Here is a 21,963-nt window from a genome sequence, read left to right as displayed (position 1 = left end):
GTTTTGGCCACAGTCTTCCTATAGATGGAAAAGGTAGCATTTAGATTATTACAATTATGCTTGTTACAATCATGACTGCAAAATTCATTTCAGAAATCTAGAGCTTGACTTTCTTGAGGACTTATCTATAAACTAGGAATTACTCTGCGTGTTTACGGCTAGCTGGACCCCCGGCTCTATCTGTCGCAGGGCTTCCTCTACTATCATTTCCAGATCAGTTTGCGTCGCACCGCTTACAAGGTAAAGGCTCGCCCTGTTGCGAGTGGGTTCTAGGAGTAGAACACCTGCTATTCTCCCCTTATAGCCTAGAAGATACTCGTAAGCATGCATCCTAACATAGACCCCTCTTCTCCTAAGCTCGTGCGCGAGTCTGAGCCTGTTCACGGCTATTGCGAGTTTACTGGACATACCCCTTACTGTCCTGTTTTTTACTGATATTACCTTTTTGGTATACAAGGCTATACTTTGAGTTATCGACACTTATATTTAGGTTCCTGAATTTCAAGCATGGAATGTCTCGATCCATCGACATAAAAATGCTTACTCTGCTCGTAGCCGTCCTAGCTCTTGCAGCCTCCAACCTAGCCCTGCTTTTTCTGTTAGACAAGTGCTCACAACATTCACACGTCACCCCATCCTCCCCCGTCTCGGGGCCTTCACCCCAGTCGACGCCCCCAGCTACCTGTCAGCCCAACACGAGTAACCCCCAGCAACCCTCCCAGGTCTCCAACGCATCCACAAGCCTAGAGATCCCAGGTAGCCCACAAGGCCCGGCTTGGAACACGACGCCTACCTATACATACTACCCTGTGCCCTACTATCTTGAAATCGAGGCTGTAGGCGGCCCCTATCCTGGAGCGCCCCCGCCCGAGATCCCTTCAGATCTCAAGGTTGAAGTTGTTTATCTCGAAGGTATAAGGTCGTCGAACATATGCCCGGTAACCATGAAGACAAAGTTAGATGAAGGTGCTGCTTATCTTAACGTCACGCTCCCCCTTCCAGGTGGTAAATGCTTCAAGGTTACACCCCTCCTCGTGAACAGGACTAAGACATCGGTTTACTACCGTTTGGCCTTGCAGGAGGATCCCGGCGGGGCATGTGGCTACTGCGTAGCCTTCACGTTGAAGGTTTCATTCCTGCCGCCAGGTCGATACACGGTGACTGTAGGCCCTGAGCTTAAATTTGAAGGGGGCCAGGGCTGAAAACGGATAGCTAGGTTTATCTAGAACTGGTTCTATATAGAACCAGTTTATGTCGGAGGAGGAGTTCGAAGTACTCTTCGAGATATTAAGGTCCCCTCATATAAGCGTTAACAAACTCTACCAGAGGATGAAGGGGCGTATCTCAAAGGCTAGACTCATCAAGATTCTCAGAAACCTGAACAAGGAAGGATTCCTGAAGGTGGAGCGGGACCCCCGTCATAAACAGAAGTTACACCTCAGGGTAAGCGAGGATGTTGAAAGGCTTGCTGGAACGCTAATGGGGGCTCTTTCCACTTTAAGGGACACAAGCGTAGCTAATCAGATCGAGAGTCTTCTAAACACATATCATGAACTGGCATCCAGGGTTACTAGACCAGAGCTTAGGGACTTTCTGAGGAGTTTGATCAAGCGACAAGTCGACAGTCTAATCACGAATATCCTGTAGGTGTCATGTATGAGTCTTGCTAGATGTGTAATAGCAGCTATACGTCCTCGGGGATGGAGGGCTTACCTATGGATGTGGCTGCTGGGAGTCCTGCATGGGAGGGTGGATGCCCAGGCCTTGCTCCTAGGCTTCTACATGGTTGCCTCATTTCTAGCAACGGCCTTTGCGGTCAACAACTTTTATGATGTTCAAGGCGACTCGCTTAACAACTCTAAGGGTAATCCCTTTACACGAGGCTGTGGGAGCGGAGCCGTCAAGGTAGTTATACTGAACCAGTTTATAGCCGCACTGGTCGCTCTAGCCTACCCGAGAGTTTTCCCGATATACCTGGTCATGGTTATCCTGGGAGTCCTTTATAGTGCTCCTCCGATAAGGCTCAAGGGAAAAGCCGGCCTGGACGTGCTGTCTCACTCGTTATATTTTGGCCTCTTACTCTTCTTAACTGGCATCACTATTAGTGGAGCTACTATAACCCATAACGTATTAATTGCTGGGACCACTACTTCTCTCTACTCTGCCTTCCTGCAACTGCGCAACCTTGAAAAGGATAAAGAATACGATGGACTGGCAGGGGACAATACCCTCTCCGTTAGGTATCCAAGTCTATCCAAGTTTCTCCTCTACCTGACAGGAGTTGCCTCAAGCCTCGGAGCCCTCCTGGCTTTTATGCATGATGCGACCCTTACGCTGGTCCTCTTAGCGGCTTCAACGTTACTCGGTACTCTTCTTAGTTGGGAAAGAGGAATAGACCTCTTAGTCGTAACGGGTCTCAGTCTACCTGTCCTGGTGTCCATATGCGCGTGCTACTAGTTTCCCCCTGGTGTCCTAACAAGCCCGGCGGTGTAGCCTCTCAAGTCAAGATTCTCTACAGCTGGCTCCAGACTAAAGGCTATGATGCACGCGTGGTTTGCGGAGAACCAAGTGCACTAAACCTCCCAACCTTTAATGGAAGAGCACGTTTAGTCTTTGATCACGTCGTAGCTATAAGGAACCCCGTCCTTTTAAGGGAAGCCTTAAAAGAGCTGAGACCTGATATAGTGCACGTCCACCACGTCTTTACGCCCTTCTCGGCTCTAGCCTTTGCGCTCTGCAGGAAGTACAACATACCCTGTATAGCAACAAACCACTCTCTACCACCAATGGGTGACTTTAACCTCTGGGCCGCGGCGTCTTATCTGACTCCTCACAGGTGGATTATAAGGCCCACAAGGGCCACAGCTGTAAGCAAGACAGCAGCACACTTCCTGGAGAAATTCTTCGGATGGAGGAACGTAAGCGTTATACCTAACGGCGTTGACACGCAAAGGTATGCGCCAAGAAGCATGGGGGATTTCAGGGGAGACTACGTTATCTACATAGGGAGACTTGTATGGAGGAAGGGCGTTCAAAACCTGATTAGGGCTGCAAGGCTTCTACATCGAGAAGAACACACTACACGTATAGTCATCGCAGGGGAGGGTTATATGATGGAATACCTGAAATCACTTGCCTCCGGGTTAAGAAATGTGGTCTTCCTTGGAAGAGTGGATGAAGGCTTAAAAATTGAACTACTTAGGGGCGCAAGAGCTCTAGTACTTCCAAGTATCTCTGGCGAGAGCTTCGGCGTCGTCCTCATAGAGGCTTTCGCTACAGCAACACCGGTTATAGCTACAAGGGTTGGGGGCATCCCAGAGATAGTTGATCATGGCCTCAACGGGGTCCTAGTCGAGCCTGGAGATCACGCCGGTTTGGCCGACTCAATCTTAAAGCTAACTCAGGAAGACGGTCTTTGGAGGTTCATGTCCTGGAATGCTAGGAGGAAAGCCCTGGAGAAATACTCGATTGACATCGTGGGAGCCATGTATGAGAAAATGTACATTGAGGCTTTGAACTATCCCAGGGAAAATATTAGGATGGGTTAGGTGCAGGTCCTTCGGCCCAATTTTTGAAATTCCTATTCATACAAGAATTCTTATATAATAAACTACGGTTAGAACATGATTGTTATGGCTAGCGTTGGCAAGCGTGTTGTAAGTGGTGTTCTTCTCGCGTTTTTAGGTGTAATCTTATCGATCTCCACGCTCCTGTCTTCTACTTGGCTTTCACTACTACCATTACTCTTACTCCCCTTCGTGATTGCGATTTACTTCTCAAGGCTAGGCGTAATAAATACAAATATCCTTAAATATGGTTTGGCAGGAGCGGTGATCATAGCTCTATTCTTTCTCCTCGCCGCCATACCGCCCCTCTACATCTCTTGGATTACACTCTTGGTATATCTCTTCTTATTGTCACTCAAACATCCTAAGCTACTCATAGCATACCTAGTCTTCCTATTTCTATTCATACCTCTCATGCTTTACTCAAAAGGATACCTGACAGTAACGAGCCATAATCTCGTCAAGATAGGAGATTTAAAGGAGCTTCAGAGCCATCTGAGCAGGCCTTCATCTCTCGTGGTCGTCGGTCACGCGATGGCAGACATTATAGCTCACACACAGCTCTCCCCAAACGAGAAGATATCCGAGTGGGAGGAAATAATCGTTAACGGAACCCCCTACTGGGTCTTCGCGGTTACCCCCCAGAACACAATAGCGCAAAACTATGTAAGCAAGATTATCCTAGTACACGTGCAAACGGGAGAAGTTAAGTCTGTCCCGGTTCACATGACGGTAGGCAGCGGCCTCTGGTTGTTGAACGACATCGTCCTCAGGACATTCCTCGCGACTGCACAGCCCATCGGGAATACCTACCCGTTCATTCACGACGGGAAAGCATACTTCGCCGCATGCGTGAATAGGCTCGGAGGCTTCGGACTTGTTGAGCTTCCCGACTCAGTCTACGTGTATAGCGAGGATGGAGGCTTCAAGGTTATACCCCAGTTTAGCGGGGATACGCACCTACCCGAGGACTACGACTGGGAATATTTTAACTGGTATATCGAGAAGTGGCTTTACCACCTCGCGGACGAAAACCCTGTGACTTTCTCATTCTTTCCGAGGGGGTTCCTCTGGATACCTGCGAGCCCTTACAGTCAAGACTTGCTCAACATGACATTATTGATACCGGGAAGCAGGGGAGAAACGGTACGTGTATATTTCGGTGTTAGCCCTCAAAACCCGAACAGTATAGTCTCCTTGATCCTGGTAAACAACACAGGTGCTTATTACTACAACGTTAAGAGCATCGGCATCTATAGTCCCTACTACATCCAGTCGCTAGTCCAGGGCAAGCTCCCAGCGATAAGCGGGGGATATCTCTACGCTAAATACTCCCAGCTCATCTATCTCGACGGCTATTACTGGATCGTACCAATCTACGCGCAGACAAACATAGTGACCCTATGGGGTATAGCTATAGTCAACGCGACAAACCCACAGTCCATGAAGATCTACCAGTATCATCCAGACTATGGCACCTTCCAGGATTTCTTGCACACCGTCCTTGCGTTAAGGCTGACAGAGCAACCCTTAAAGCAGCCCTGCAGGCTTGTTACGGGCACAGTAAGCCATGTAGCCCAGTTCGTATACAAGGGTGACACCTATATAGCGATAGAGGTTCAGGGAAAAACATTCTTCGCGACCCCCGAGATCGGACTCACACAATTCGTGAAACTGCTGAAGGTGGGGGAGGGCTCAAAGGTTACGATATGTGTCAGCGATGATAAGATAATAAATCTCCTTGAGCCTTGAGCAGGATCCGAAATTGTTTCCGGTACACTTAAACATTTTTTAAGTATCGACTCAATCCAAGTAAAGGTTCTTCTATCATGAAAACTGCTCTAATCATATACGGGGAATGTAAGGCGTTAGGGATCCGAGTTACCGGTAAAAATATTCTTTTATCTCCCACTGTGTCACGCTTCCATGGTCATGCCCGTTTAGAGATTGCAGGTAGGCTATCCACTCTTTTCTCTTGGCCTCCGATATCTTTTCTATGAATGGCTTTAAGGGCTCGATACCATTGACACCTTTACCAGCGATTTCAAGCGCCTCCCCAAGACTCTGAGGCACGCGTTCCAAACCCTTGGATTCGAAGACGTTACAATGACACTCAGGGGGCGGCTTGATGTTATCTTCAAGGCCCTTGGAAACTGAAAAAACTGTGGACAACACCTTCAAGTATATGTTGCCCGACGAGTCTGGGAGTCGGAACTCAACGGTACCGGAGAGTCCCTCCAGCCCCACAGGAACCCTGATCATTGTCGAGCGATTACCCCTCCCCCATGAAAGATAAACGGGGGCCTCAAATCCAGGTGTCAGCCTCTTATATGAGTTAACGGTCGGGTTAGTCAGTAGTGTGAAGGGTCTAGCATAGGTTAATAGGCCTCCTATTAAGCTTGACCCCATGCTAGTAAGTTCTCCCTCCTCGACGAGAAGGTTTCGGCCACCACTAACGTAGGATATGTGGAGATGCATTCCATTACCGGGTAGACCCTCAAAAGGCTTCGGCATGAAGGTTGCCTGTAAACCACTCCTAGCAGCGGTCTCCCATACAAGTTTCTTTAAGAAGACGACGGTATCTGCTAGTTCTAAGGGATTCATTGGAGGCGGTACAATCTCATACTGGCCTGGACCCACCTCATGGTGTCCCGCCTTTACCTCGACTCCAGCCTCCCTAGCATTCTCTATAATCTCTAATAAGACTTCATGATTCACCGTGTAAGGAGACAAATCCATATACCCTCCCATGTCCAGGGGCTTGTAGTTACGTGCAAGGTAAAACTCAAGCTCAGCACCAAGTAGTAACTCCTTCCTAAGGCCTCCTACAACCTCCTTGAGTGCATTTCGCGGGTATAGCTCAAAGGGTTTCCCATCAATATAAAAGTCACCTATAAGGAAACCTACAATACCCATTCGTGTCCTATAAAGCCTGAGTGTATGGGGGTCTGGAAGAAGATGGACATCAGAATTCTCCACGCTCGTGAAACCTGTACTAAAGGCATCTACGCGGAACCCTTTCAAGATGTCATCGGCTTTGCCAGGTTTTAATATCCTGCCTCTAATTACTCCCGATAGATCCTGAAATGCGACCTCGAAATATCTTATGCTCTTGGATCTAAGATTGTTAAACTGCCTTTCAAAGTCCTCTATTACTTCTACTCTCCGCATATAGCATTTCTAAATTGAAATGATTAATTCTTTAGTCATGGAAAGCTGAATATAATACAATAAGACATAAACCCTACAGTATACTCTTCAATTTTACTAGAATTCCTATCTTTTTCAACAAGGATACTTTTCAACGGAAGTATAGATGAGTAACTCCTCTTACTTCTCTTCAAGTTTAAACAAGGGGAGTTACAGCACTCAAGATCAATCCTAATACAAGAGATATCCATACAACATTGACCCAGGGCGAGCCTCCTTTGTATACCCAGACCGTGGCAGCAGACTCGATGGGAAGGAGTAGTATGAGGCTCATAAAAGTCACTATTAAGAGGTACCCAGCAAAACCAGCAGGCATTATGGCTGAAACCACGAGCCAGGCGGCTAGAAACCCTAGAGATCTTGTAATGAATGATTTAGCTATGGAACCTAGGAGGCTAGCGCCTATGAGTTGAGGTCTTCCCAGCATTTCAAATAGGAATACCGTGGGGGTTATGATTACGAGCATTGATAGGAAGAGCCATACCCGGCTTATGCTGGGAGACACGTTCATGAAAGGCTGTAGTGTCTCGTATAAAATGAGGTATATTACGAGTCCCATTAGTAGTCCCTTTGAAACGTATTGGAGTTCTAGACTCCTAACCGTGGTAATGATGATCTCCCGGTATGGCTTGACTGCGACTAGCGACCCTAGTGCTTGAAGTAGGAGCACGGAGAGTATATATGCAGCTATGGGCGCTGAGGTAACTTTTGCAAACAAAATATACGTTAGTGGGGCCAAGGATGCAGCTAGAGTGGCAGCTAGAACGACTTTTCTCGTTTCACCCTTAGGTCTAGGGGCTATGGATGAACCAGTCAGGTAGAGGGGGAGAATCGATAAGAGCACAAGGAGTGTGAAGCTTCTTGCGAGAGTCACAGCAAGCCTTAGACCAGACATGTTAACATTCTCGTAGGGGGTTAAATAATCCAGGATTGCCTGAATTGCCCTTGGAGAGTATAGGACTGATAAATGGTCTTCGCAAGGAAGGATAACAATCCTCCATCCGATCAAACTCGACAAGTTTAAGCTCGAAGGATTAAATATCTCGTCAAGCTTTGCCAGAACTAGTAGGGAGCGCACGGGTGACGGGTTCAGCCGTGGCTGCGATGCTACTACAATGAGGTTTTTAACCGGGAACCCCTCCTGGACTAGGAGCTGCACGGCGGCACCACCCATGCTGTGCCCTACTAGCGTAATGTTGGCTTGAGTCAAATTCAATGCTTCTATGAGAGCCTTGTAGTCACCTGTAATCACGCTTGTATTATAGCTTAGTTTCCCAGAACTTTTACCGTGACCACGGGTGTCGTAGGCTACTGCAAGGAAACCGTTTCTCGCAAGTTCCACGGCGATCCAGCTCATCATCTCAGAGCTCCCCCCGAAGCCATGAAACAAGAACACGACCGTCCTAGGCGAAGCCAGGTCTTTATTATACCATATTTTATACCTTAGTATAGAGCCGTTAGATGCCAAGTAACCCTCCTGGGACGTTATGTTTGAATCCAAATTGATTATTGCAAGTGTTAATGCAAGGTACAAGCTCAGTAACACGAGTAAAAGGATTAGTCTCATGCTAAGCTTATTATATAATAGAGGCTTCCCTTATAAATTTATGAGTTTATTAGTCTGCAAGGAGCCTGTCTTCAACAGGATTACTTCTGCATTGATTCCAGGGTTTTCCGGGCCCTACGAGTGCCGCTGATTACTATATATAAGAGGGAAAGTATAATGGCTACAACAATCACACCTGGGCCCGTGCTCGCGGATACCTGGTTTTGACTCGCTTCGAACCTTGCGAGTTCTAGAGGGCCAACGTAAATGTTTTTACCAAGAAGGGAGGCCATAGTGATTGCGAGAAAGCCGAGTGCTAGGAAGCTCAGGATGGTAGTCGCTGCGTATTCAAGGAAAAGTATTGCGGCTAGTCTGGGTCTGCCGTTGCAGATTGCAAGCGCTTCCCCTTCATCCTTCACATTGGCGTCTAGGCCCGCGCTCAACGTAATGGCTAAAAGAATAAGGTCTCCCGCGCTTCCAGAGGTGTTGAAGACAAAAACAAACTTTAGGATATTCGTAACGGGAGTCTCGAGGCCGGAAGCAACTAGAGAGACTGGTGAGAGGATAATTAGCGGGGCAATAGCTACAATACTCCACCGTTTAACTGAGAGATAATTGGTAAAGCCTACAGATACTCCCAATGGGATATATCGTTTAAACATGAATGGTCTTATGCTGGTCTTTCCGCTTCCCAGTTTCTTCATGAAGAGGATATGGATGCCTTCATGTAATACAGTGGTGAGCACTGCGGCAACCGCGATCTCAAGCCATAAGGGGTAACCGTAGCTTGACGGTGAGCTTAGACCAGCCGCAGGGTACATGTGCTGGAGAACACCCAGAGAGAACAGGACAAGTAGGAAACCTATTGAAAGCAGCGGGAGCATAAACTTGTCCAGCGTTACGTGTACACAATCATCACTGACCATGAGGGATTAACCTGTCAGCTAAGGATTTGCTAAACAAAATATTTCTTTCGTCACCTGAGTCAGGCTTGCCTTAGTTCCTGGAGAACTTTCTCAAGCGCCTCGCGAGCCTTTAAGCCGACATAAGAATATACTCTTATTCCAGAACTCTCAAGCGCTACCAGGGCATTCGGGCCAGGGTTTGGACCTATAGCGATACTTACCCCCTCCTCGATGAGCTTCTGGACAGCCTTTATACCTGCCCCGCTTCCCGCGATGCTACCAGGATTTTCTACAACATAAGTTCTCTTTATCTCATGGTTTGTATCATCGATTTCTACAATGGTGAATGTAGGAGCTCTCCCAAACCTGTCAGCTATCTCGTCGTCCAGCCCTCCCCTATTAGTAGCTATTGCCACCTTCATATGAACACCCCTTATTATCTACCCTCAGGCTTTATAACTTTCGGAACGAATGGTTCCTGTCTAGGCGGTAGGTGCTTGATCCTCCACTCATCCATGTCCTCTATTATCTCCCTCAGCCTTTCTGCCAGCTGGAATAATGCTTTAGAGGCAAGGGAATCCGGCGATGCCTCCACTATGGGAGTCATTCTCTCCAGAGACTGTGGTACTTTTTCATCATAAGGGATGTCTCCCAGGTAATCGATTCTCCACTCGCGGGCATACTCTATGAGTTTTAACCTGTAGCTTTCATCGAGGTCAGCCTTGTTTATCACCAGCATGGAGGGAATCCTGAAGTGACGAGCTAAGGTGTGCAACCTTTTCAGGTCACTTAGGCTGGTTGGCGTAGGCTCAGCAACCATAAGCAGCGCGCTTGCCCCTACCAGGCTCGAGATTACCTGGCAGCCAATCCCTGCAGCCGCATCTATAAAGATAAGCCCCTCGCTCCCTAGCATCTTCTTTGCGATGTTCTTGGTTTCCGTGACAAGCTTCCCACTGTTCGGTCTGCCAGGCATGCTCTCACTTGAAACCAATGGAAAACCATATCGTGTCCTCTCTTTAACTTTCAGGTATCCCGCCACCACCCCACGATTGAACCTCACAGCCTTCACTGGACACACAAAGCTACACGTGTAGCAGCCCTCACAGATCCAGGGATTAATCCTGTATCTTCCATTAACAATTTCTACTGCTCCAAACTGGCATGCTTCAAGGCAACGACCACACTGTGTGCATAGCTCGTCCTGAATGTAAGCAACCCTTCCTTCGTAGTATGGCTCAACCCGATCCCAGTCGGCTACACCAAGCGATATGTGAAGGTTAGGTGCTTCTGCGTCAGCATCTGCGCCCAGAAGCTTGTAGCCATGCCTGGATAGGAGTACTAGTAGTGACGCCGTTATCGTGGATTTCCCAACGCCACCTTTACCGCTAGCGACGACGATCTCGTAAGCCTTTTGTTTCACTGCGCCATCACCTCCTCCAGCAGCCCAGCCATCTGTAGAAAGATCTTCGAAACGGGTGACTCGGGCTTCAAGGCTATTACTGGGACTCTCGCATAGTAAGACTCTATTGCATCCCTGTGATATGGTATCCGGAAAATATTCTCTACGCCATAAGAGGAGGCTATCTTTATGGATTCCTCGGCGTTACCGATCCCGTCTCTATTTATCACAAGCCAAGTCCTCAAGCCCAAGTTTTTTACGATCTTAAGGATTGCCTCCATGTCGTGCCTTCCAAGAGGTGTGGGCTCTGTCACCACTATCACCACGTCCGAGTCCTTGAGTGCTATGGATATGTGATTTCCAGTGCCGGGACCTGTATCGATGACAAGAACCTCTGTCTGAAGGGAGAGAGCCCTCATCTTGACCCGGTACACGCCCGGAGCTATGTGCTCTTCTCCCTCTCGGAGTATCCCTGTGACTAGGGTTAAGGATGAATCACCTTTATGTACCTTGTTGATATGTATGTGCCCTAGGACATGGTATCCCGGGATTATCGCCTTATAGGGACATGCATAGTAACAAGCCATGCATCCGCTGCAGAGCCGCGGCAGCACAAGGGGCGGGCTCTTACCCGGCATTAATAAAGCTCCTGCGTCGCAGACCTTGGCGCATACACCGCAAGAGGTACACCGCGATGTGTCTATGAACGGGAGAAATAACTTTATGTCTTCACCCTCACCTAGCTCATCTACGCCGAGCAGTATGTGGTCGTTTGGAGCCTCAATGTCGAGATCTGCTAGCACGACTTGATGCCTCCTTGCGAGAAGCGAGGCGATGTTTACGGCTACAAATGTCTTCCCTGTTCCTCCTTTACCGCCTGTCACCGCAACCCGGAACATATCAACCACTCATGGTAGTTCGTGAGAAAAGTTTTTTGTATAAGGGGTGTTTAACCACCATCTCATTGAGCGCTCGGTCGTCAAGTTGGGAAGCGACCATAATGGCTTGGTCCAAATACCTTCTTAGGTTTTCCCGGATCGATGGTTCCGAGCAGAGGTATTCTATGCACCCGTGGCCCTTCTCGGGCTTCCTCCTCTTAAAGCAAGGGTCCTCTTCCACGGGTTCCTTCAAGCCTTCCACGTAGAAGGCCCCAGGCCCCTCCACGTAAATCAGGTTCGTTAATCTCTCATTTGTCTCTTCGATGTACCTCAGCTCGGCTAATGCTATGATCCTGCTTGCCCTGAAAGGGTGTAGGCACCCAGCCTTACTCAACACGTATCGAAAAGCATCGAAACCTTCTAGAACACCAACACTAGACATGCATGACTATATTCCAATGGCATTATTTGAATTTTGCTCACAACCCAAGGGCTGCCTCTCGTCGACACAAAGGCTGAGACTATACTAGGGCATAAGGTTTGCCTGTAGGCTTAAGAGGGTGAATGAGACAATGAGTGGGGGTAATGTAGCCAACCAACCATGCCTTAGCCACTCAGTTAGCGAGGGTTTCCTATACCCTGATCTCTCGAGCAACCCCAGTGCTACAATATTCGCTGTGCTGCCTATTGGGGTTAGATTCCCTGAGATGACGGCTGAGTGAAGCATAACCCAGTACAGCGGATAGACTCGTAAGCCGGCCTTACCTAGACTCTCAACCACGGGTAGTAATAATGAGACAGCGATTACATTATCCATTAGCGGGGAGATCATGCTGGTCAGTGTAGTCATTAGGACCATGTTTTCTAAGAGCGAAGATCCAGTATTCTCAAGGATGATTCTGCTGAGGTAGTCGATGAACCCGGTCGATTTTAGCGAGCCGACTGATGCAAACAACAGCGTAAAGAAGAGGAGAGTAGGCCACTCGACACGCTCGCGTAAAGCTCTGGATGCGGATTGAGGGTAAACAATTATAGATATGCCTGTTGAGATAAAGGGAATCGCAAGAAGCATCGAGTTCTTCTCGAGGCCGAGGAGGTATTCCAACTGGTGGTGGATAGCCAGGAATACCAGTGTGAGTAGAAAAAGTGCAGCGTCAACTAGGAAACCATCGTACGTTTTAAACCCCTCCGATTTTATATTAAGGGAAATCTTCCTCACAAAATCACGTAACTCGTCTCGAAGAAAGTGCATGCTCAGAACAATCAACAGGCCTACATCCAGGAAGGAGATTGGCAGCGACCACCTTAAAAACTCCTCAAAGGATAGACCGGCCCTGAACGCTATGAGGACTCCCACAGGGTTTCCAATGGGCGTAGCGCTACTCCCAATATTAGTTGCAAAAATGCACGCAAGGGTAAGAGGGATCGGGTTAACCTGTGCTTGCCTCGCTAGGGAGAGAACAAAGAAAATCATTATAACAATCGATGTGACCTCGTCTATAACCGCTGCAAGGGCAAAGGAGAGTAAAATAATTACTGCATACAAGAGCAAGCCATTGCCTCCAGCAGCCCATATCGTTAACGAGACTATACTGTCGAAGAACCCCCTTTCCTCCAAGATTCCCACTAGGATCATCATCGCGGCTAGGAAAAATATCACGTCGAGGTTGGCGTATTTCAGGAAGCTCTCCAGTGTCAGGCTACCTGTTAGGATTAACAGGCTTACTCCTATGAAGGCGACGGATAACCTATTATCCCACAGTAGAAGGGTAGCTGAAATCTCTGCTAGGAATATGCTTAGCGCTAGAAGTGTATTTGTCGGCAAGCCAAGAAGACTTGAGACTAGGAGCGAAACTAGCGAAACAAGAAGGACGCTGAGAACAGCTACGAGGTTTTGAACATTGGACATTTTCCCACTTAGGCGTCTATCGGGAAAAAATATATTTTTTCCAGCTCTAACGTCATAAGTGTGTCTCCGGTGAGTGCCCAACAGAAAATCCCGGTTTCAGTCATACAGACTGCGCGTTATTTCCTCAAGGCAGGCGAAGTCGTGACGCGTGTGGCAGTCCTGTTCTCAATAGTGTTTGCAATATATCAGGCATTACGCTTAGCGCACTCCGTTCTCAGGGGATCCCCAATATGGCAGGATGCTGCTGAAATCCTCCCCATGGTCACCTTAAACTTGATATCGGCTGGGACGATATCAATCGTTCTAGATAAATGGTATCGAGAGTCGAGGTTCAAATCCCTTGGTCTCTTGGATCTTCTCGTGGGAGCCATCACGCTCATAAGCGCCCCCCTTGCAGGTGTCCTTTTCATCGCGGGAGGACTACTCTTCTATGTGGCTGCAGAAGCTATTGCGATTTTTAGAATCGAGGAAAAGCTCGGCTAGGCCTCCTCTCCGGCAACGGGCTTCTGGATTAGCTGTGAGGCCCTATGCTTCTCGATGAGTCTTGAACAGTATTCTTCATAAGGGAACACTTTTATAGAGACTGCAAAACGGAAACCGCTGGGCTGGCTAACCACGACAGCTTCTCCTCGATCAAGCGTCTTTATCTCGCTCTCCGCTTCGTCGAGGTAGGGAGAGTGATTTATTATCATGGAGTAGTCGGGACGCGTAGGAAGCGAGAGCACAATCTTGGTCAGCGCCTGTCTCACAACAGCCTCCATCAGCTCGCTCGGCATCTGAGTAATATATAATCCCCCAACCTTATACTTCCTGCCCCTCTTCGCTATGATCGAGAATATGTTCTCGCGGACTTCGCCCTTGCCTCCCAAAGCCTGAGCGCTTAGATACCTGTGGGCCTCCTCCACCATGATTAAAACCGGGGGGAGCGTGACCCACTTGTCAGGAAGCTTTTTCCTCATCTCCTCGTAGCTCCTAAATATCCTCTCAGCTATAACGGTGGCCAGCAGCTTCTCTTCTCCCTCGGAGGCGAAGGGAGTCTCGATTAGCACGACCCTGCCCTTCGCGACCATAGAGAGTATTGCTGACGCTAGGTCGTAGTCGCACTCCCTGCAGAAGATGTCCCCGTCACCAACAAGGTGCTTTACCTTTCTCTTCGTAACGTTAATTGTGTTAACGGCTGTAAGCCTTCCCAATCGGGCGTAAATGCTCCTAGCGTCGGCTGTCAGGAGAGAGTATACCCAGTCCTCCCCGAAATTTTTATAGGCAAGCCACAGCAACTCCTCCTGAGGCCCCGAAAACTCTCCAGTCAAGGTAAAGTCATGGGGCTTGAGTCTTCCAACGTCCATCTTTAAGGGATAAGCGGGAATACTTCGAACTTCACCAAGCTCTGGGAGTTCTACCCGGAGGCGACCCGGCCTGTTAACCCTGCCAGTTACAAGGAAAAGATATTCCTCAGATAGGGGGAGATGCGCCAGCCCCATCTCACCCGGCCGGGAGCCTAACAGGTATTCACTCTCACAGTCAAAGACGACTAAGCTGTACTTACCCTTCGTGTCGAGTATTGATGCCGCAAAAACGCGGCCAAAGTTGCTCTTACCTGCACCCGTCCCCCCTACGACGAGTATATGATGAGGTATTACGCGTTGCCCGTCAAGTGTCACAATCATGTCGACCTGGTCGTGTCCGAACCTGATGTAGCCTATAGGTATGTCTCCCGTGTGAAGCTTGAGTTTTTCAAGGTCATCCTTGTCGAGGAATTCGACGCTCGAGAAGATTGATGGTACACTGGTAGGACCATGAGCCTCTCCGTCGGGGTCGATCTGGGCTACAATTACTCCTATAGCGGTATCGTACAGACGTAGATCCTTGTCTCGAAGGTTGACTCTCTCGCCTTTATCGGCCTTACTACTAATCACTGCTACCTCGGCCGCGCTCAGGAGGCTCTCAGGCCTGAAGTCCACCACTTTAACGATGAACCTCCTCCCCGAGTCCTCTACCTTGGCGAGCATCCCCCGTTCGACCCTAGCGCCCTCCGCTATCCTAAACCTAACCGTGGTCCCCTCAACCCATGTTACTACTCCCAGCTTTCCCAGGTCAATCACCCCTACTAGCTCATACCCCAGATATACCTCGACTTGTACTCGGATCCAGCAGCATCCTCGACAAGCCTAACAGACAAGCCGCTACGAGAGAGATCCTCCATCAAGAGTGATCTATCAAGGTCAAGCTCGTTTTCACTTATCCTTGAAAGCTCATGGACAATCTTCAGCGGTAAAGGATATCCTGGCGACGAGAAGTCTTGGAGGTATGCGAGTATCGAGGCGGTCTCCTCGGCGTCAAGCCTCTCAGCCATAACGAAAGGCGTGTCCACGCGGAAAGGCGGAGCCTCGCCTGATAGCCTAGCCACCGATACTGACAGCCCGCCCGGCTGGATCTTGCTTGACTCGAATACAGGGTAATACACCCAGGGTAGACCCTTAAAGTACTTCTCGCCGAGCCGGTAGAGATAGCCCACCAGGCTTTCTCCACTTGAAACCTTAAGGGAGGTCGTCTTCGGGATCCCTATGATCCTCCAGTTTTTCCTTAAAATCATCTCATAGGCCCTAGCTGCCCGTGAACCACGACTGAAGACTAGAGGCCTGTCTAGAAGAATAAAAGATGAGTTGTGTTCCCGGGCTAGGCGCAGGACTGCTTCAAGCTCCACCTCGGCTAGCCAGTCGCCTGCCTGCTTCAAGTCATCGAACAGTTGAAGACGCTTGTACGGGCCGAGAAGCTTTATCCGCTGTACGCCTTTCCAGACGCCTGCTACGACCTTCGCCGCGACTATCTTGTATGAACCTGCATCGAATAATATACGAGCAGCTGCGTCCACAGCCACAACTTCGAAGTCATGGGGGATTTCTTCTAGAACTCTAAACCTTGCCTCGCTTATCGGTGGCCCTCTAACCTTCACGCCGTTTATCCTTGCTACTGGATACGGCCTTGAAGGGGTTCCATCGAGTGTTAACTGCTTGCTCTTCCCGCCGAGCTTGTAGACCTGGGCAAGTTTCTCGATTAAGATCTTTACGTCGGGGTCGATATAGCCTGAGCTATGTAGCATCGCCATGTCTCTCGTCTCATAAAGCTTTTTACTTTTTATAATAGGTTTCGAAGATAACTCCGTTGAATTACAAAAAACACGTATTGAGACTGTATCAAGTTGATAAAACGGTAACGTTTTAAGCGTACTTTTACGTGGGAGAGTTTAGGGAGAAAAGTTGCATTAAAATGCTACTGTAGTTTTTCTTTGCAACAGTTACACTATCTATATATACTAGTGGCTCGCTGCTATTACTGTAATATACAACTGTTACCGTGGGCGTCATGGTAGTCACAGTGCATTACATCGGCTTCCACCCAAACCTGGTCTTCCAGGGGTTCGAGCAGATAAGGCTACGATACCCTATCGAGAGAGTATACCTTGTCTACGATGCTAAGCCTGATAGGTACGGAGCTGTCTCTAGGTATAACTTAAAACGCCTACAGGATCAGCTATCCTACTTTAAGCCTAAGCTAGTAAAGGTCAACCCTCTCAGCTATTCGAGCGTAGCAAGCGCCTTCTACATGATTCTGGAATACGAGAAGGACAAAGAGATACTCATCGACATAACAGACATGCCCCCCTACATGGCGTCCACGGTAACAGTCATCACGATGATGTTCGCAAACGCGCGGATATACGCTGTCCAGCCACAGCAGCAGGGCGAGTTCATCCCCGACCCCGACACTCCTGAGTTCGCCGACTTCATAGCACGGAAGGACAACCTACAGCTCGGCGCCGTGTTCGAGGTTGAAGCGCCCTCAAAGAGGATAGAAGTCTACGAGAACGAGCGAGAGGTCGACATACTTGTAACGCTTTACACTAAGAATGGTTCAGCGGAAAGCATAACAAAGCTTATCGAATGGATGGGCGAGGATCCTAGGGATCCCGTTATCAAGGCGACTTACAGCAGAATCGTGGCATCCATGGAGGAGAGGGGCCTCCTGAAGCGCTCGCGGGAAGGGAGAAACAGGATTGTAAAGCTTACAGAGTTGGGCACAGCTATAGCAGAGGCAAGAGTGAAGCTCGGAGTGTCGAGGCCCCCTCCAGCCCCTCCAAAGCCGGAGGAGCCCTTAAGCATCCACCTTCCATAAGCTGTTCTAAATGTCGATATTCAGCCTTTCATCCCGGGAATAGATCCCAAATTTAGCTCTCATCTAGACGTGTTTAAGCTCTTTAAGCCGGCTGTCAGGAGTTCACGGAAATGTTTATTAATACTAAATGATCATTTTATAATACGATACGGCGGGGAACATGGTTTCGCGTGAGTTGGTCCAGAAAGCAAAAGCATTTCACGGGCATGTGTGCCCCTTTCTTGTTCTTGGGCTCAGAGCCACAGAGATAGGCTTCTCGAAACTCGGGCTACGAAGGCCGGGCGAGGCTGAAACCATTAGGGAAGACGTGATAGCGATAGTGGAGGCAAACAACTGTTTCGCTGATGGCGTACAGGTAGCTAGTGGCTGCACTCTCGGGAACAATTCTCTTATATACTTAGACACTGGGAAAAATGCTGTAACCTTCTACAGGAGAGATACGGGTAAAGGTGTAAGAATATACGTTCATAGCGACAAGGTTCGCGAGTTATTCCCAAGCAGGGGGAGCGAGCTCTGGAGGAAAGTAGTTGTCGAGCGAAAAGGCTCGAAGGAGGAGGCTGAGGAACTAGCGAAGATATGGGAGGAGATCGGCTACAAGATGGCCGACTTATCCGAGGAGTTTTTCAAGATCGAGGAGGTGTCCCTTAAACAGGTAATTGAGAGAGCCCCCATTTTCGAGAGCGTAAGGTGCGTGTCCTGTGGAGAGCTGGTAAGGGCTGACAGGGTCTTCTATCTAGATGGGAAGCCTTACTGTGCGAAATGCGCAGGCTTAGATGTCCCCGCCGTCATCGGTAGGGGTATTGTGAACTCTTTCCATGTGCCGTTTTAAAGGTGGGATGGTATGGATACCCGTAAATTAATAATGGCTGCGATTGTAATAATAATCGTACTTATCGGAGCGTACATCTTAATAACGAACTGGTCTAGTCCTGCACAACAGGAGCAGGCTCCCAAATACATTGAGGTCACTGATTATGCGGGCAGGACGGTGAAGGTACCTACAAATGTCTCGAGGATCGTGGCCATAGGTCCAGGTATGCTACGGCTGGTCTGCTACTTGAACGCGGTGGACATGCTGGCTGGTGTAGAGAACGCTGAGAAGAGCTGGAACCCTGTAGGTAGAGATTATGCTATGGTCTACTACGAAAAATTCAAAAATCTCCCGGTTATAGGCCCCGGTGGACCAAGGGAGGCTCCGAACCCCGAGCTCCTGCGCAGCGTGAAACCCGATCTCGTCATCATGTCAAGGGTCTATGTCGATTTATACGACCCCGACAGGCTTTCATCCGAGGTCGGGGCACCCGTCATAGTCCTCGATTACGGTGTTGCAGGCTACCTGAACACCACTGAGTTCAAGAAGGCAATAACCCTGCTAGGCAAAGTTCTCAGGAAAGAGAGCAGGGCCGCAGAGCTCTCATCCTACGTGGATAGCCTCGTATCTGACCTGGAGAGCCGAGTGAAGGGTGTCGAGCAGAAGCCTAGCGTGTACGTTGGAGCAGTATCCTATAAGGGTGCACAGCCCTTTACGGCTACACAGGGCAAGTTCCCGCCCCTCTCCCTCTTGAAAACCCCCAGCATAGCCGACGAGACAGGGAAGACAGGCTTCATAAGCTTGGACTTTGAGTTCATCTTGAAGAAGCAGCCTGAATACGTGTTCATAGACCTTAACAACCTCAAGACTGTCCTCGACGACTTCAACAAGGATAAAGCTAAGTATTGCAGCTTGAACGCGTTCAAGTCTGGGAAGGTCTACGCTATACTACCCTTTAACTACTACCACACCAACGTCGCCACTGCAATTGCAGATGCTTACTTCATTGGGAAGGTGCTTTATCCCGACAAGTTTAAAGATGTGGACCCAGCGGCGAAGGCCGACGAGATATACTCAAAGTTCTTGGGGAAGCCATTATACCAAGACTTCGTGACTGGCCTTAAGCGAGGCTTTGGTGACCTGAGCGATGTCTTCAAGTGCTAGCGGCATCGAGCACGTGTTAACCCACCTGGATAAAAGGAGGTTTTTCTCCCTATTTCTTCTCTCAATTCTTCTAATCTTCTCGATACCTATAGCAGTTGCATTTGGAACTGTTTACAAGCCCTGGGACGTGCTCTCGTATCTGTTCGGTAATTCTCAGACGGATGCAGGGCTGGTAGTAGCTCTAAGGTTCCGGAGAGTTATAGCCGCAGTCATAGTAGGAGCACTTATAGGTGGCGGTAGCATGTTGGCCCAGGCCAGCTTCAGAAACCCTCTAGCCTCCCCCTTCACGCTCGGAATATCTCATGCTGCAGCGCTCGGGGTAGCTGTCTCCCTTCTGCTCCAAGTAGGGGGGCTTGGCGGAGCATGGATTATAAGTTTCACGAGGCCGTTCTTCGTCGCGTTCTTCGCTTTTATCTTTGCAGCCTTTCAAGTGGTCTTAATCCTCTTACTCTCCTGGTGGGCTGGCCTTGACACGAGAGCCCTCGTACTAGCGTCAATCGCTGTCAGCTTCACGTATCAGGCCATACTATACTTCATGCAATACCTTGTTTTAGACGAGGTCCAGCTTGCAACCGTGATATTCTGGACCTTCGGAGACCTTGGAAAAGTGGGTTGGAGTGAGCTTACGATTCTTCTCGTGGGCTTCCCGCTCTTTGCAGCCATGTACATTGCGCTACACAAGGATCTAGACTTAATAGTCTTTGGAGACGAATTGGCCAAGGCCTCGGGCGTGGAGCCACGAAAGATGCGTCTCACAGCTGTAATCATATCAGCTCTTGGAACAGCACTGGCAACAGCCTTTGTAGGTGTTCTAGCATTCCTCTGTCTCTTATCGTCCCATGTGACAAGGATGATAGTCGGGGGGAGACACAAGTTCCAAATCCCGGGAGCGATGTTAACCGGGGCACTGTTATTGACGTGGTCTGACCTGCTCTCCAGGACGCTCCTAGCCCCCCTCGTGCTACCCGTAGGTATTCTTCTCTCTTTCATCGGGGGGCCACTCCTCGTATTCCTACTATTTAGGGTGAACAGGAGTGGGAATGATTAGGGTAAGAGGGGTAACAGTATACTATGGGTCGTTCAAGGCCCTGAACACGGTAGACGTAGAAGTCGAGGCTGGAGAGGTCCTCGCACTTATAGGGCCCAATGGTAGCGGTAAGACCACGCTCTTGAAGACTATGTGCGGGATTCTCAACCCGAAGCTTGGGGCCGTCTACCTAGACGGTAAAGAGGTGCACAGGATACCAAAAATGGAGCTTTCCAAGATCATAGGCTACGCTCCCCAACGACTCGAAGTAAACTTCGCGATGCCTGTTCTGGACTTCGTGCTCACCGGAAGGAGGGCCTATGCCTCGTGGGACTACAGCCGGGAAGACTACAATATCTCACTCAAAGCCCTAAAAATGCTTAGGGCCGACCACCTGATAACCAGGCGGCTAGACCAGCTTAGCGGGGGAGAGCTTCAACGAGTCGTCATAGCCAGGGCTCTAGCCTCTGAGCCCAAAGTGCTGCTCCTAGACGAGCCAACATCGAGCCTAGACCCGAAACACCAGATTGAGATCTTGGAGACTTTGAGAAGTCTGAGTAGAAACTTCTCGACCACGGTAATCATGAGTCTCCATGACCTTACACACGCCTACCGCTATGCGGACAAAACGCTCATCTTGAAGGATGGGCAGGTCTTCGCTGCGGGCCGCACAAGCGACGTTATAAGGGAGGATATATTGGAGCCTGTCTACGGGGTCAAGCTGAAAGTCCTCAAAGAGTTTCGGGCAGTTCTGCCGGAAGATCCCCATGTGCTTTAGAGGGCTTGAGAGGATATAATCAAAATTAACCTGGTCTTGTCGTTTTCTGAGTTTTCTTGACATTCCTAGCTGTATGTTAGGGTGATAACAAGTTATTTTGTAAAAATAATATATACCACTTCCGGTAGTAAATTCTTAATGAAGTCTAAAATTGTTTTTGTGTGGGATTTTGACGGTGTCATTGCGCTAACGCCGCACGAGGAGGCCTGGCGTCAAGCCAGCCTAAAGTATGGGATTCAGGGCTTCGACAGCTCTTTCTACGCAAGCTATGTTTCAGGGAGGCCAAGGCTAGAGGGAGCTAAGAATATCCTCGAAAAACTTGCACCAGACCTACTTGCACGGCGCGGCGAAGAAATACTCAAAGAGTTTGCAGACTACAAGACGAAGATCTACCTTGATATGGTGAGTAGAGGTGAGTACAGGGTTAACTGGAAGGTTGTAGAATTCATTCAGTCCTCGCGTAAGGAGGGTTTTCTACAAATCCTGGCATCTGCCTCCAAGAATGTTCTCTATATAGCTACACGTGAAAAAATAGGTGAGAATCGTCTATCAGATCTCTTCGATTTTGATGTGAGTGGAAAGGGGGCTTCAAAGCTA

At 49.0% G+C, this 21,963-nt stretch carries 22 protein-coding genes and 1 pseudogene; 12 read left to right on the top strand and 11 right to left on the bottom strand.

What is annotated here, in order from left to right; all coding sequences use genetic code 11:
• Positions 1 to 132 precede the first annotated feature (132 nt).
• On the bottom strand, positions 133 to 408 hold the full coding sequence (locus ACP5KC_RS04695) for a hypothetical protein (RefSeq protein WP_191118680.1): 276 nt from the start codon (positions 406 to 408) through the stop codon (positions 133 to 135).
• Between the two features lie 104 nt (positions 409 to 512).
• On the opposite strand from ACP5KC_RS04695, the gene ACP5KC_RS04690 reads away from it, so the two are divergent.
• The 5 genes from ACP5KC_RS04690 to ACP5KC_RS04670 all read left to right on the top strand — a co-directional run bounded on the left by ACP5KC_RS04690 (position 513) and on the right by ACP5KC_RS04670 (position 5,318).
• Positions 513 to 1,202, top strand: a complete 690-nt coding sequence (locus ACP5KC_RS04690; protein ID WP_424740950.1) for a hypothetical protein — start codon at positions 513 to 515, stop codon at positions 1,200 to 1,202.
• A 49-nt stretch (positions 1,203 to 1,251) separates the two neighbouring features.
• Positions 1,252 to 1,647, top strand: coding sequence for a hypothetical protein (locus ACP5KC_RS04685; RefSeq protein ID WP_273434488.1), 396 nt, complete (start codon positions 1,252 to 1,254; stop codon positions 1,645 to 1,647).
• Positions 1,648 to 1,656: 9 nt separating this feature from the next.
• On the top strand, positions 1,657 to 2,457 hold the full coding sequence (locus ACP5KC_RS04680) for a UbiA family prenyltransferase (protein ID WP_424739122.1): 801 nt from the start codon (positions 1,657 to 1,659) through the stop codon (positions 2,455 to 2,457).
• A complete protein-coding gene (locus tag ACP5KC_RS04675) occupies positions 2,442 to 3,548 on the top strand; it encodes a glycosyltransferase family 4 protein (RefSeq protein ID WP_424739125.1) in 1,107 nt (368 codons plus the stop codon). Before ACP5KC_RS04680 ends, ACP5KC_RS04675 begins: the two co-directional genes overlap by 16 nt.
• An 84-nt stretch (positions 3,549 to 3,632) precedes the next feature.
• A complete protein-coding gene (locus ACP5KC_RS04670; protein ID WP_273434482.1) occupies positions 3,633 to 5,318 on the top strand; it encodes a hypothetical protein in 1,686 nt (561 codons plus the stop codon).
• Between the two features lie 129 nt (positions 5,319 to 5,447).
• Here the strand turns inward: ACP5KC_RS04670 and ACP5KC_RS04665 are convergent, their stop codons facing one another.
• The 8 genes from ACP5KC_RS04665 to ACP5KC_RS04630 all read right to left on the bottom strand — a co-directional run bounded on the left by ACP5KC_RS04665 (position 5,448) and on the right by ACP5KC_RS04630 (position 13,413).
• Entirely contained in the window at positions 5,448 to 6,737 is a 1,290-nt protein-coding gene (locus ACP5KC_RS04665; protein WP_273434480.1) for a glutamine synthetase family protein, read from the bottom strand.
• 175 nt (positions 6,738 to 6,912) lie between these two features.
• Entirely contained in the window at positions 6,913 to 8,343 is a 1,431-nt protein-coding gene (locus ACP5KC_RS04660) for an alpha/beta fold hydrolase (RefSeq protein ID WP_273434478.1), read from the bottom strand.
• An 80-nt stretch (positions 8,344 to 8,423) separates the two neighbouring features.
• Positions 8,424 to 9,248 (bottom strand): DUF3267 domain-containing protein, encoded by an 825-nt coding sequence (locus ACP5KC_RS04655; RefSeq protein WP_424739143.1) that lies wholly within the window; start codon positions 9,246 to 9,248, stop codon positions 8,424 to 8,426.
• 59 nt (positions 9,249 to 9,307) lie between these two features.
• Entirely contained in the window at positions 9,308 to 9,649 is a 342-nt protein-coding gene (locus ACP5KC_RS04650) for a NifB/NifX family molybdenum-iron cluster-binding protein (protein WP_052883758.1), read from the bottom strand.
• Between the two features lie 14 nt (positions 9,650 to 9,663).
• Entirely contained in the window at positions 9,664 to 10,647 is a 984-nt protein-coding gene (locus ACP5KC_RS04645) for an ATP-binding protein (RefSeq protein ID WP_273434474.1), read from the bottom strand.
• Complete coding sequence (locus tag ACP5KC_RS04640) at positions 10,644 to 11,525, bottom strand: P-loop NTPase (protein WP_273434472.1); 882 nt, start codon at positions 11,523 to 11,525, stop codon at positions 10,644 to 10,646. Before ACP5KC_RS04640 ends, ACP5KC_RS04645 begins: the two co-directional genes overlap by 4 nt.
• 1 nt (position 11,526) lies before the next feature.
• On the bottom strand, positions 11,527 to 11,946 hold the full coding sequence (locus ACP5KC_RS04635) for a hypothetical protein (RefSeq protein WP_273434471.1): 420 nt from the start codon (positions 11,944 to 11,946) through the stop codon (positions 11,527 to 11,529).
• Between the two features lie 84 nt (positions 11,947 to 12,030).
• Entirely contained in the window at positions 12,031 to 13,413 is a 1,383-nt protein-coding gene (locus ACP5KC_RS04630; RefSeq protein WP_428286891.1) for an SLC13 family permease, read from the bottom strand.
• A 69-nt stretch (positions 13,414 to 13,482) separates the two neighbouring features.
• Here ACP5KC_RS04630 and ACP5KC_RS04625 point away from each other — a divergent pair, with 69 nt between their 5' ends.
• Positions 13,483 to 13,896 (top strand): hypothetical protein, encoded by a 414-nt coding sequence (locus ACP5KC_RS04625; RefSeq protein WP_428286890.1) that lies wholly within the window; start codon positions 13,483 to 13,485, stop codon positions 13,894 to 13,896.
• On the opposite strand, the gene ACP5KC_RS04620 is transcribed toward ACP5KC_RS04625, so the two are convergent.
• Both ACP5KC_RS04620 and ACP5KC_RS04615 read right to left on the bottom strand, forming a co-directional pair.
• Positions 13,893 to 15,515: an ATP-binding protein gene (locus tag ACP5KC_RS04620; RefSeq protein ID WP_052883764.1), complete on the bottom strand. Its 1,623-nt coding sequence runs from the start codon at positions 15,513 to 15,515 to the stop codon at positions 13,893 to 13,895. The genes ACP5KC_RS04625 and ACP5KC_RS04620 overlap by 4 nt on opposite strands.
• A 5-nt stretch (positions 15,516 to 15,520) precedes the next feature.
• A complete protein-coding gene (locus ACP5KC_RS04615) occupies positions 15,521 to 16,519 on the bottom strand; it encodes a DNA double-strand break repair nuclease NurA (RefSeq protein ID WP_191118685.1) in 999 nt (332 codons plus the stop codon).
• A 257-nt stretch (positions 16,520 to 16,776) separates the two neighbouring features.
• On the opposite strand from ACP5KC_RS04615, the gene ACP5KC_RS04610 reads away from it, so the two are divergent.
• The 6 genes and pseudogenes from ACP5KC_RS04610 to ACP5KC_RS04585 all read left to right on the top strand — a co-directional run.
• Positions 16,777 to 17,586: a hypothetical protein gene (locus ACP5KC_RS04610; protein WP_273434465.1), complete on the top strand. Its 810-nt coding sequence runs from the start codon at positions 16,777 to 16,779 to the stop codon at positions 17,584 to 17,586.
• A 160-nt stretch (positions 17,587 to 17,746) separates the two neighbouring features.
• Positions 17,747 to 18,415 carry an FmdE family protein gene (locus ACP5KC_RS04605; protein ID WP_424739158.1) on the top strand — a complete coding sequence of 223 codons (669 nt, stop codon included), beginning with the start codon at positions 17,747 to 17,749 and terminating at the stop codon, positions 18,413 to 18,415.
• Between the two features lie 12 nt (positions 18,416 to 18,427).
• Positions 18,428 to 19,561, top strand: a complete 1,134-nt coding sequence (locus ACP5KC_RS04600) for an ABC transporter substrate-binding protein (protein ID WP_428286889.1) — start codon at positions 18,428 to 18,430, stop codon at positions 19,559 to 19,561.
• Positions 19,545 to 20,609 (top strand): iron ABC transporter permease, encoded by a 1,065-nt coding sequence (locus ACP5KC_RS04595; protein WP_273434460.1) that lies wholly within the window; start codon positions 19,545 to 19,547, stop codon positions 20,607 to 20,609. Before ACP5KC_RS04600 ends, ACP5KC_RS04595 begins: the two co-directional genes overlap by 17 nt.
• A complete protein-coding gene (locus ACP5KC_RS04590) occupies positions 20,602 to 21,366 on the top strand; it encodes an ABC transporter ATP-binding protein (RefSeq protein WP_273434497.1) in 765 nt (254 codons plus the stop codon). The genes ACP5KC_RS04595 and ACP5KC_RS04590 overlap by 8 nt, the downstream gene beginning before the upstream one ends.
• Before the next feature lie 138 nt (positions 21,367 to 21,504).
• Positions 21,505 to 21,963, top strand: a pseudogene (locus ACP5KC_RS04585) (HAD family phosphatase); the annotation flags it as partial.

It is taken from the genome of Infirmifilum sp. (genome assembly GCF_049970975.1).
Lineage (GTDB): Archaea > Thermoproteota > Thermoprotei > Thermofilales > Thermofilaceae > Thermofilum > Thermofilum uzonense.
The sequence above is the reverse complement of the archived record's forward strand: the minus strand, read 5'-3'. Positions and strand labels throughout refer to the sequence as shown.

Excerpts from the sequence above, each read along its gene's own strand:
- ACP5KC_RS04695 (WP_191118680.1), bottom strand. The coding sequence starts at position 408 with ATGTCCAGTAAACTCGCAATAGCCGTGAACAGGCTCAGACTCGCGCAC.
- ACP5KC_RS04690 (WP_424740950.1), top strand. The coding sequence starts at position 513 with ATGTCTCGATCCATCGACATAAAAATGCTTACTCTGCTCGTAGCCGTC.
- ACP5KC_RS04685 (WP_273434488.1), top strand. The coding sequence starts at position 1,252 with ATGTCGGAGGAGGAGTTCGAAGTACTCTTCGAGATATTAAGGTCCCCT.
- ACP5KC_RS04680 (WP_424739122.1), top strand. The coding sequence starts at position 1,657 with ATGAGTCTTGCTAGATGTGTAATAGCAGCTATACGTCCTCGGGGATGG.
- ACP5KC_RS04675 (WP_424739125.1), top strand. The coding sequence starts at position 2,442 with ATGCGCGTGCTACTAGTTTCCCCCTGGTGTCCTAACAAGCCCGGCGGT.
- ACP5KC_RS04670 (WP_273434482.1), top strand. The coding sequence starts at position 3,633 with ATGGCTAGCGTTGGCAAGCGTGTTGTAAGTGGTGTTCTTCTCGCGTTT.
- ACP5KC_RS04665 (WP_273434480.1), bottom strand. The coding sequence starts at position 6,737 with ATGCGGAGAGTAGAAGTAATAGAGGACTTTGAAAGGCAGTTTAACAAT.
- ACP5KC_RS04660 (WP_273434478.1), bottom strand. The coding sequence starts at position 8,343 with ATGAGACTAATCCTTTTACTCGTGTTACTGAGCTTGTACCTTGCATTA.
- ACP5KC_RS04655 (WP_424739143.1), bottom strand. The coding sequence starts at position 9,248 with ATGGTCAGTGATGATTGTGTACACGTAACGCTGGACAAGTTTATGCTC.
- ACP5KC_RS04650 (WP_052883758.1), bottom strand. The coding sequence starts at position 9,649 with ATGAAGGTGGCAATAGCTACTAATAGGGGAGGGCTGGACGACGAGATA.
- ACP5KC_RS04640 (WP_273434472.1), bottom strand. The coding sequence starts at position 11,525 with ATGTTCCGGGTTGCGGTGACAGGCGGTAAAGGAGGAACAGGGAAGACA.
- ACP5KC_RS04635 (WP_273434471.1), bottom strand. The coding sequence starts at position 11,946 with ATGTCTAGTGTTGGTGTTCTAGAAGGTTTCGATGCTTTTCGATACGTG.
- ACP5KC_RS04630 (WP_428286891.1), bottom strand. The coding sequence starts at position 13,413 with ATGTCCAATGTTCAAAACCTCGTAGCTGTTCTCAGCGTCCTTCTTGTT.
- ACP5KC_RS04615 (WP_191118685.1), bottom strand. The coding sequence starts at position 16,519 with ATGGCGATGCTACATAGCTCAGGCTATATCGACCCCGACGTAAAGATC.
- ACP5KC_RS04610 (WP_273434465.1), top strand. The coding sequence starts at position 16,777 with ATGGTAGTCACAGTGCATTACATCGGCTTCCACCCAAACCTGGTCTTC.
- ACP5KC_RS04605 (WP_424739158.1), top strand. The coding sequence starts at position 17,747 with ATGGTTTCGCGTGAGTTGGTCCAGAAAGCAAAAGCATTTCACGGGCAT.
- ACP5KC_RS04600 (WP_428286889.1), top strand. The coding sequence starts at position 18,428 with ATGGATACCCGTAAATTAATAATGGCTGCGATTGTAATAATAATCGTA.
- ACP5KC_RS04595 (WP_273434460.1), top strand. The coding sequence starts at position 19,545 with ATGTCTTCAAGTGCTAGCGGCATCGAGCACGTGTTAACCCACCTGGAT.
- ACP5KC_RS04590 (WP_273434497.1), top strand. The coding sequence starts at position 20,602 with ATGATTAGGGTAAGAGGGGTAACAGTATACTATGGGTCGTTCAAGGCC.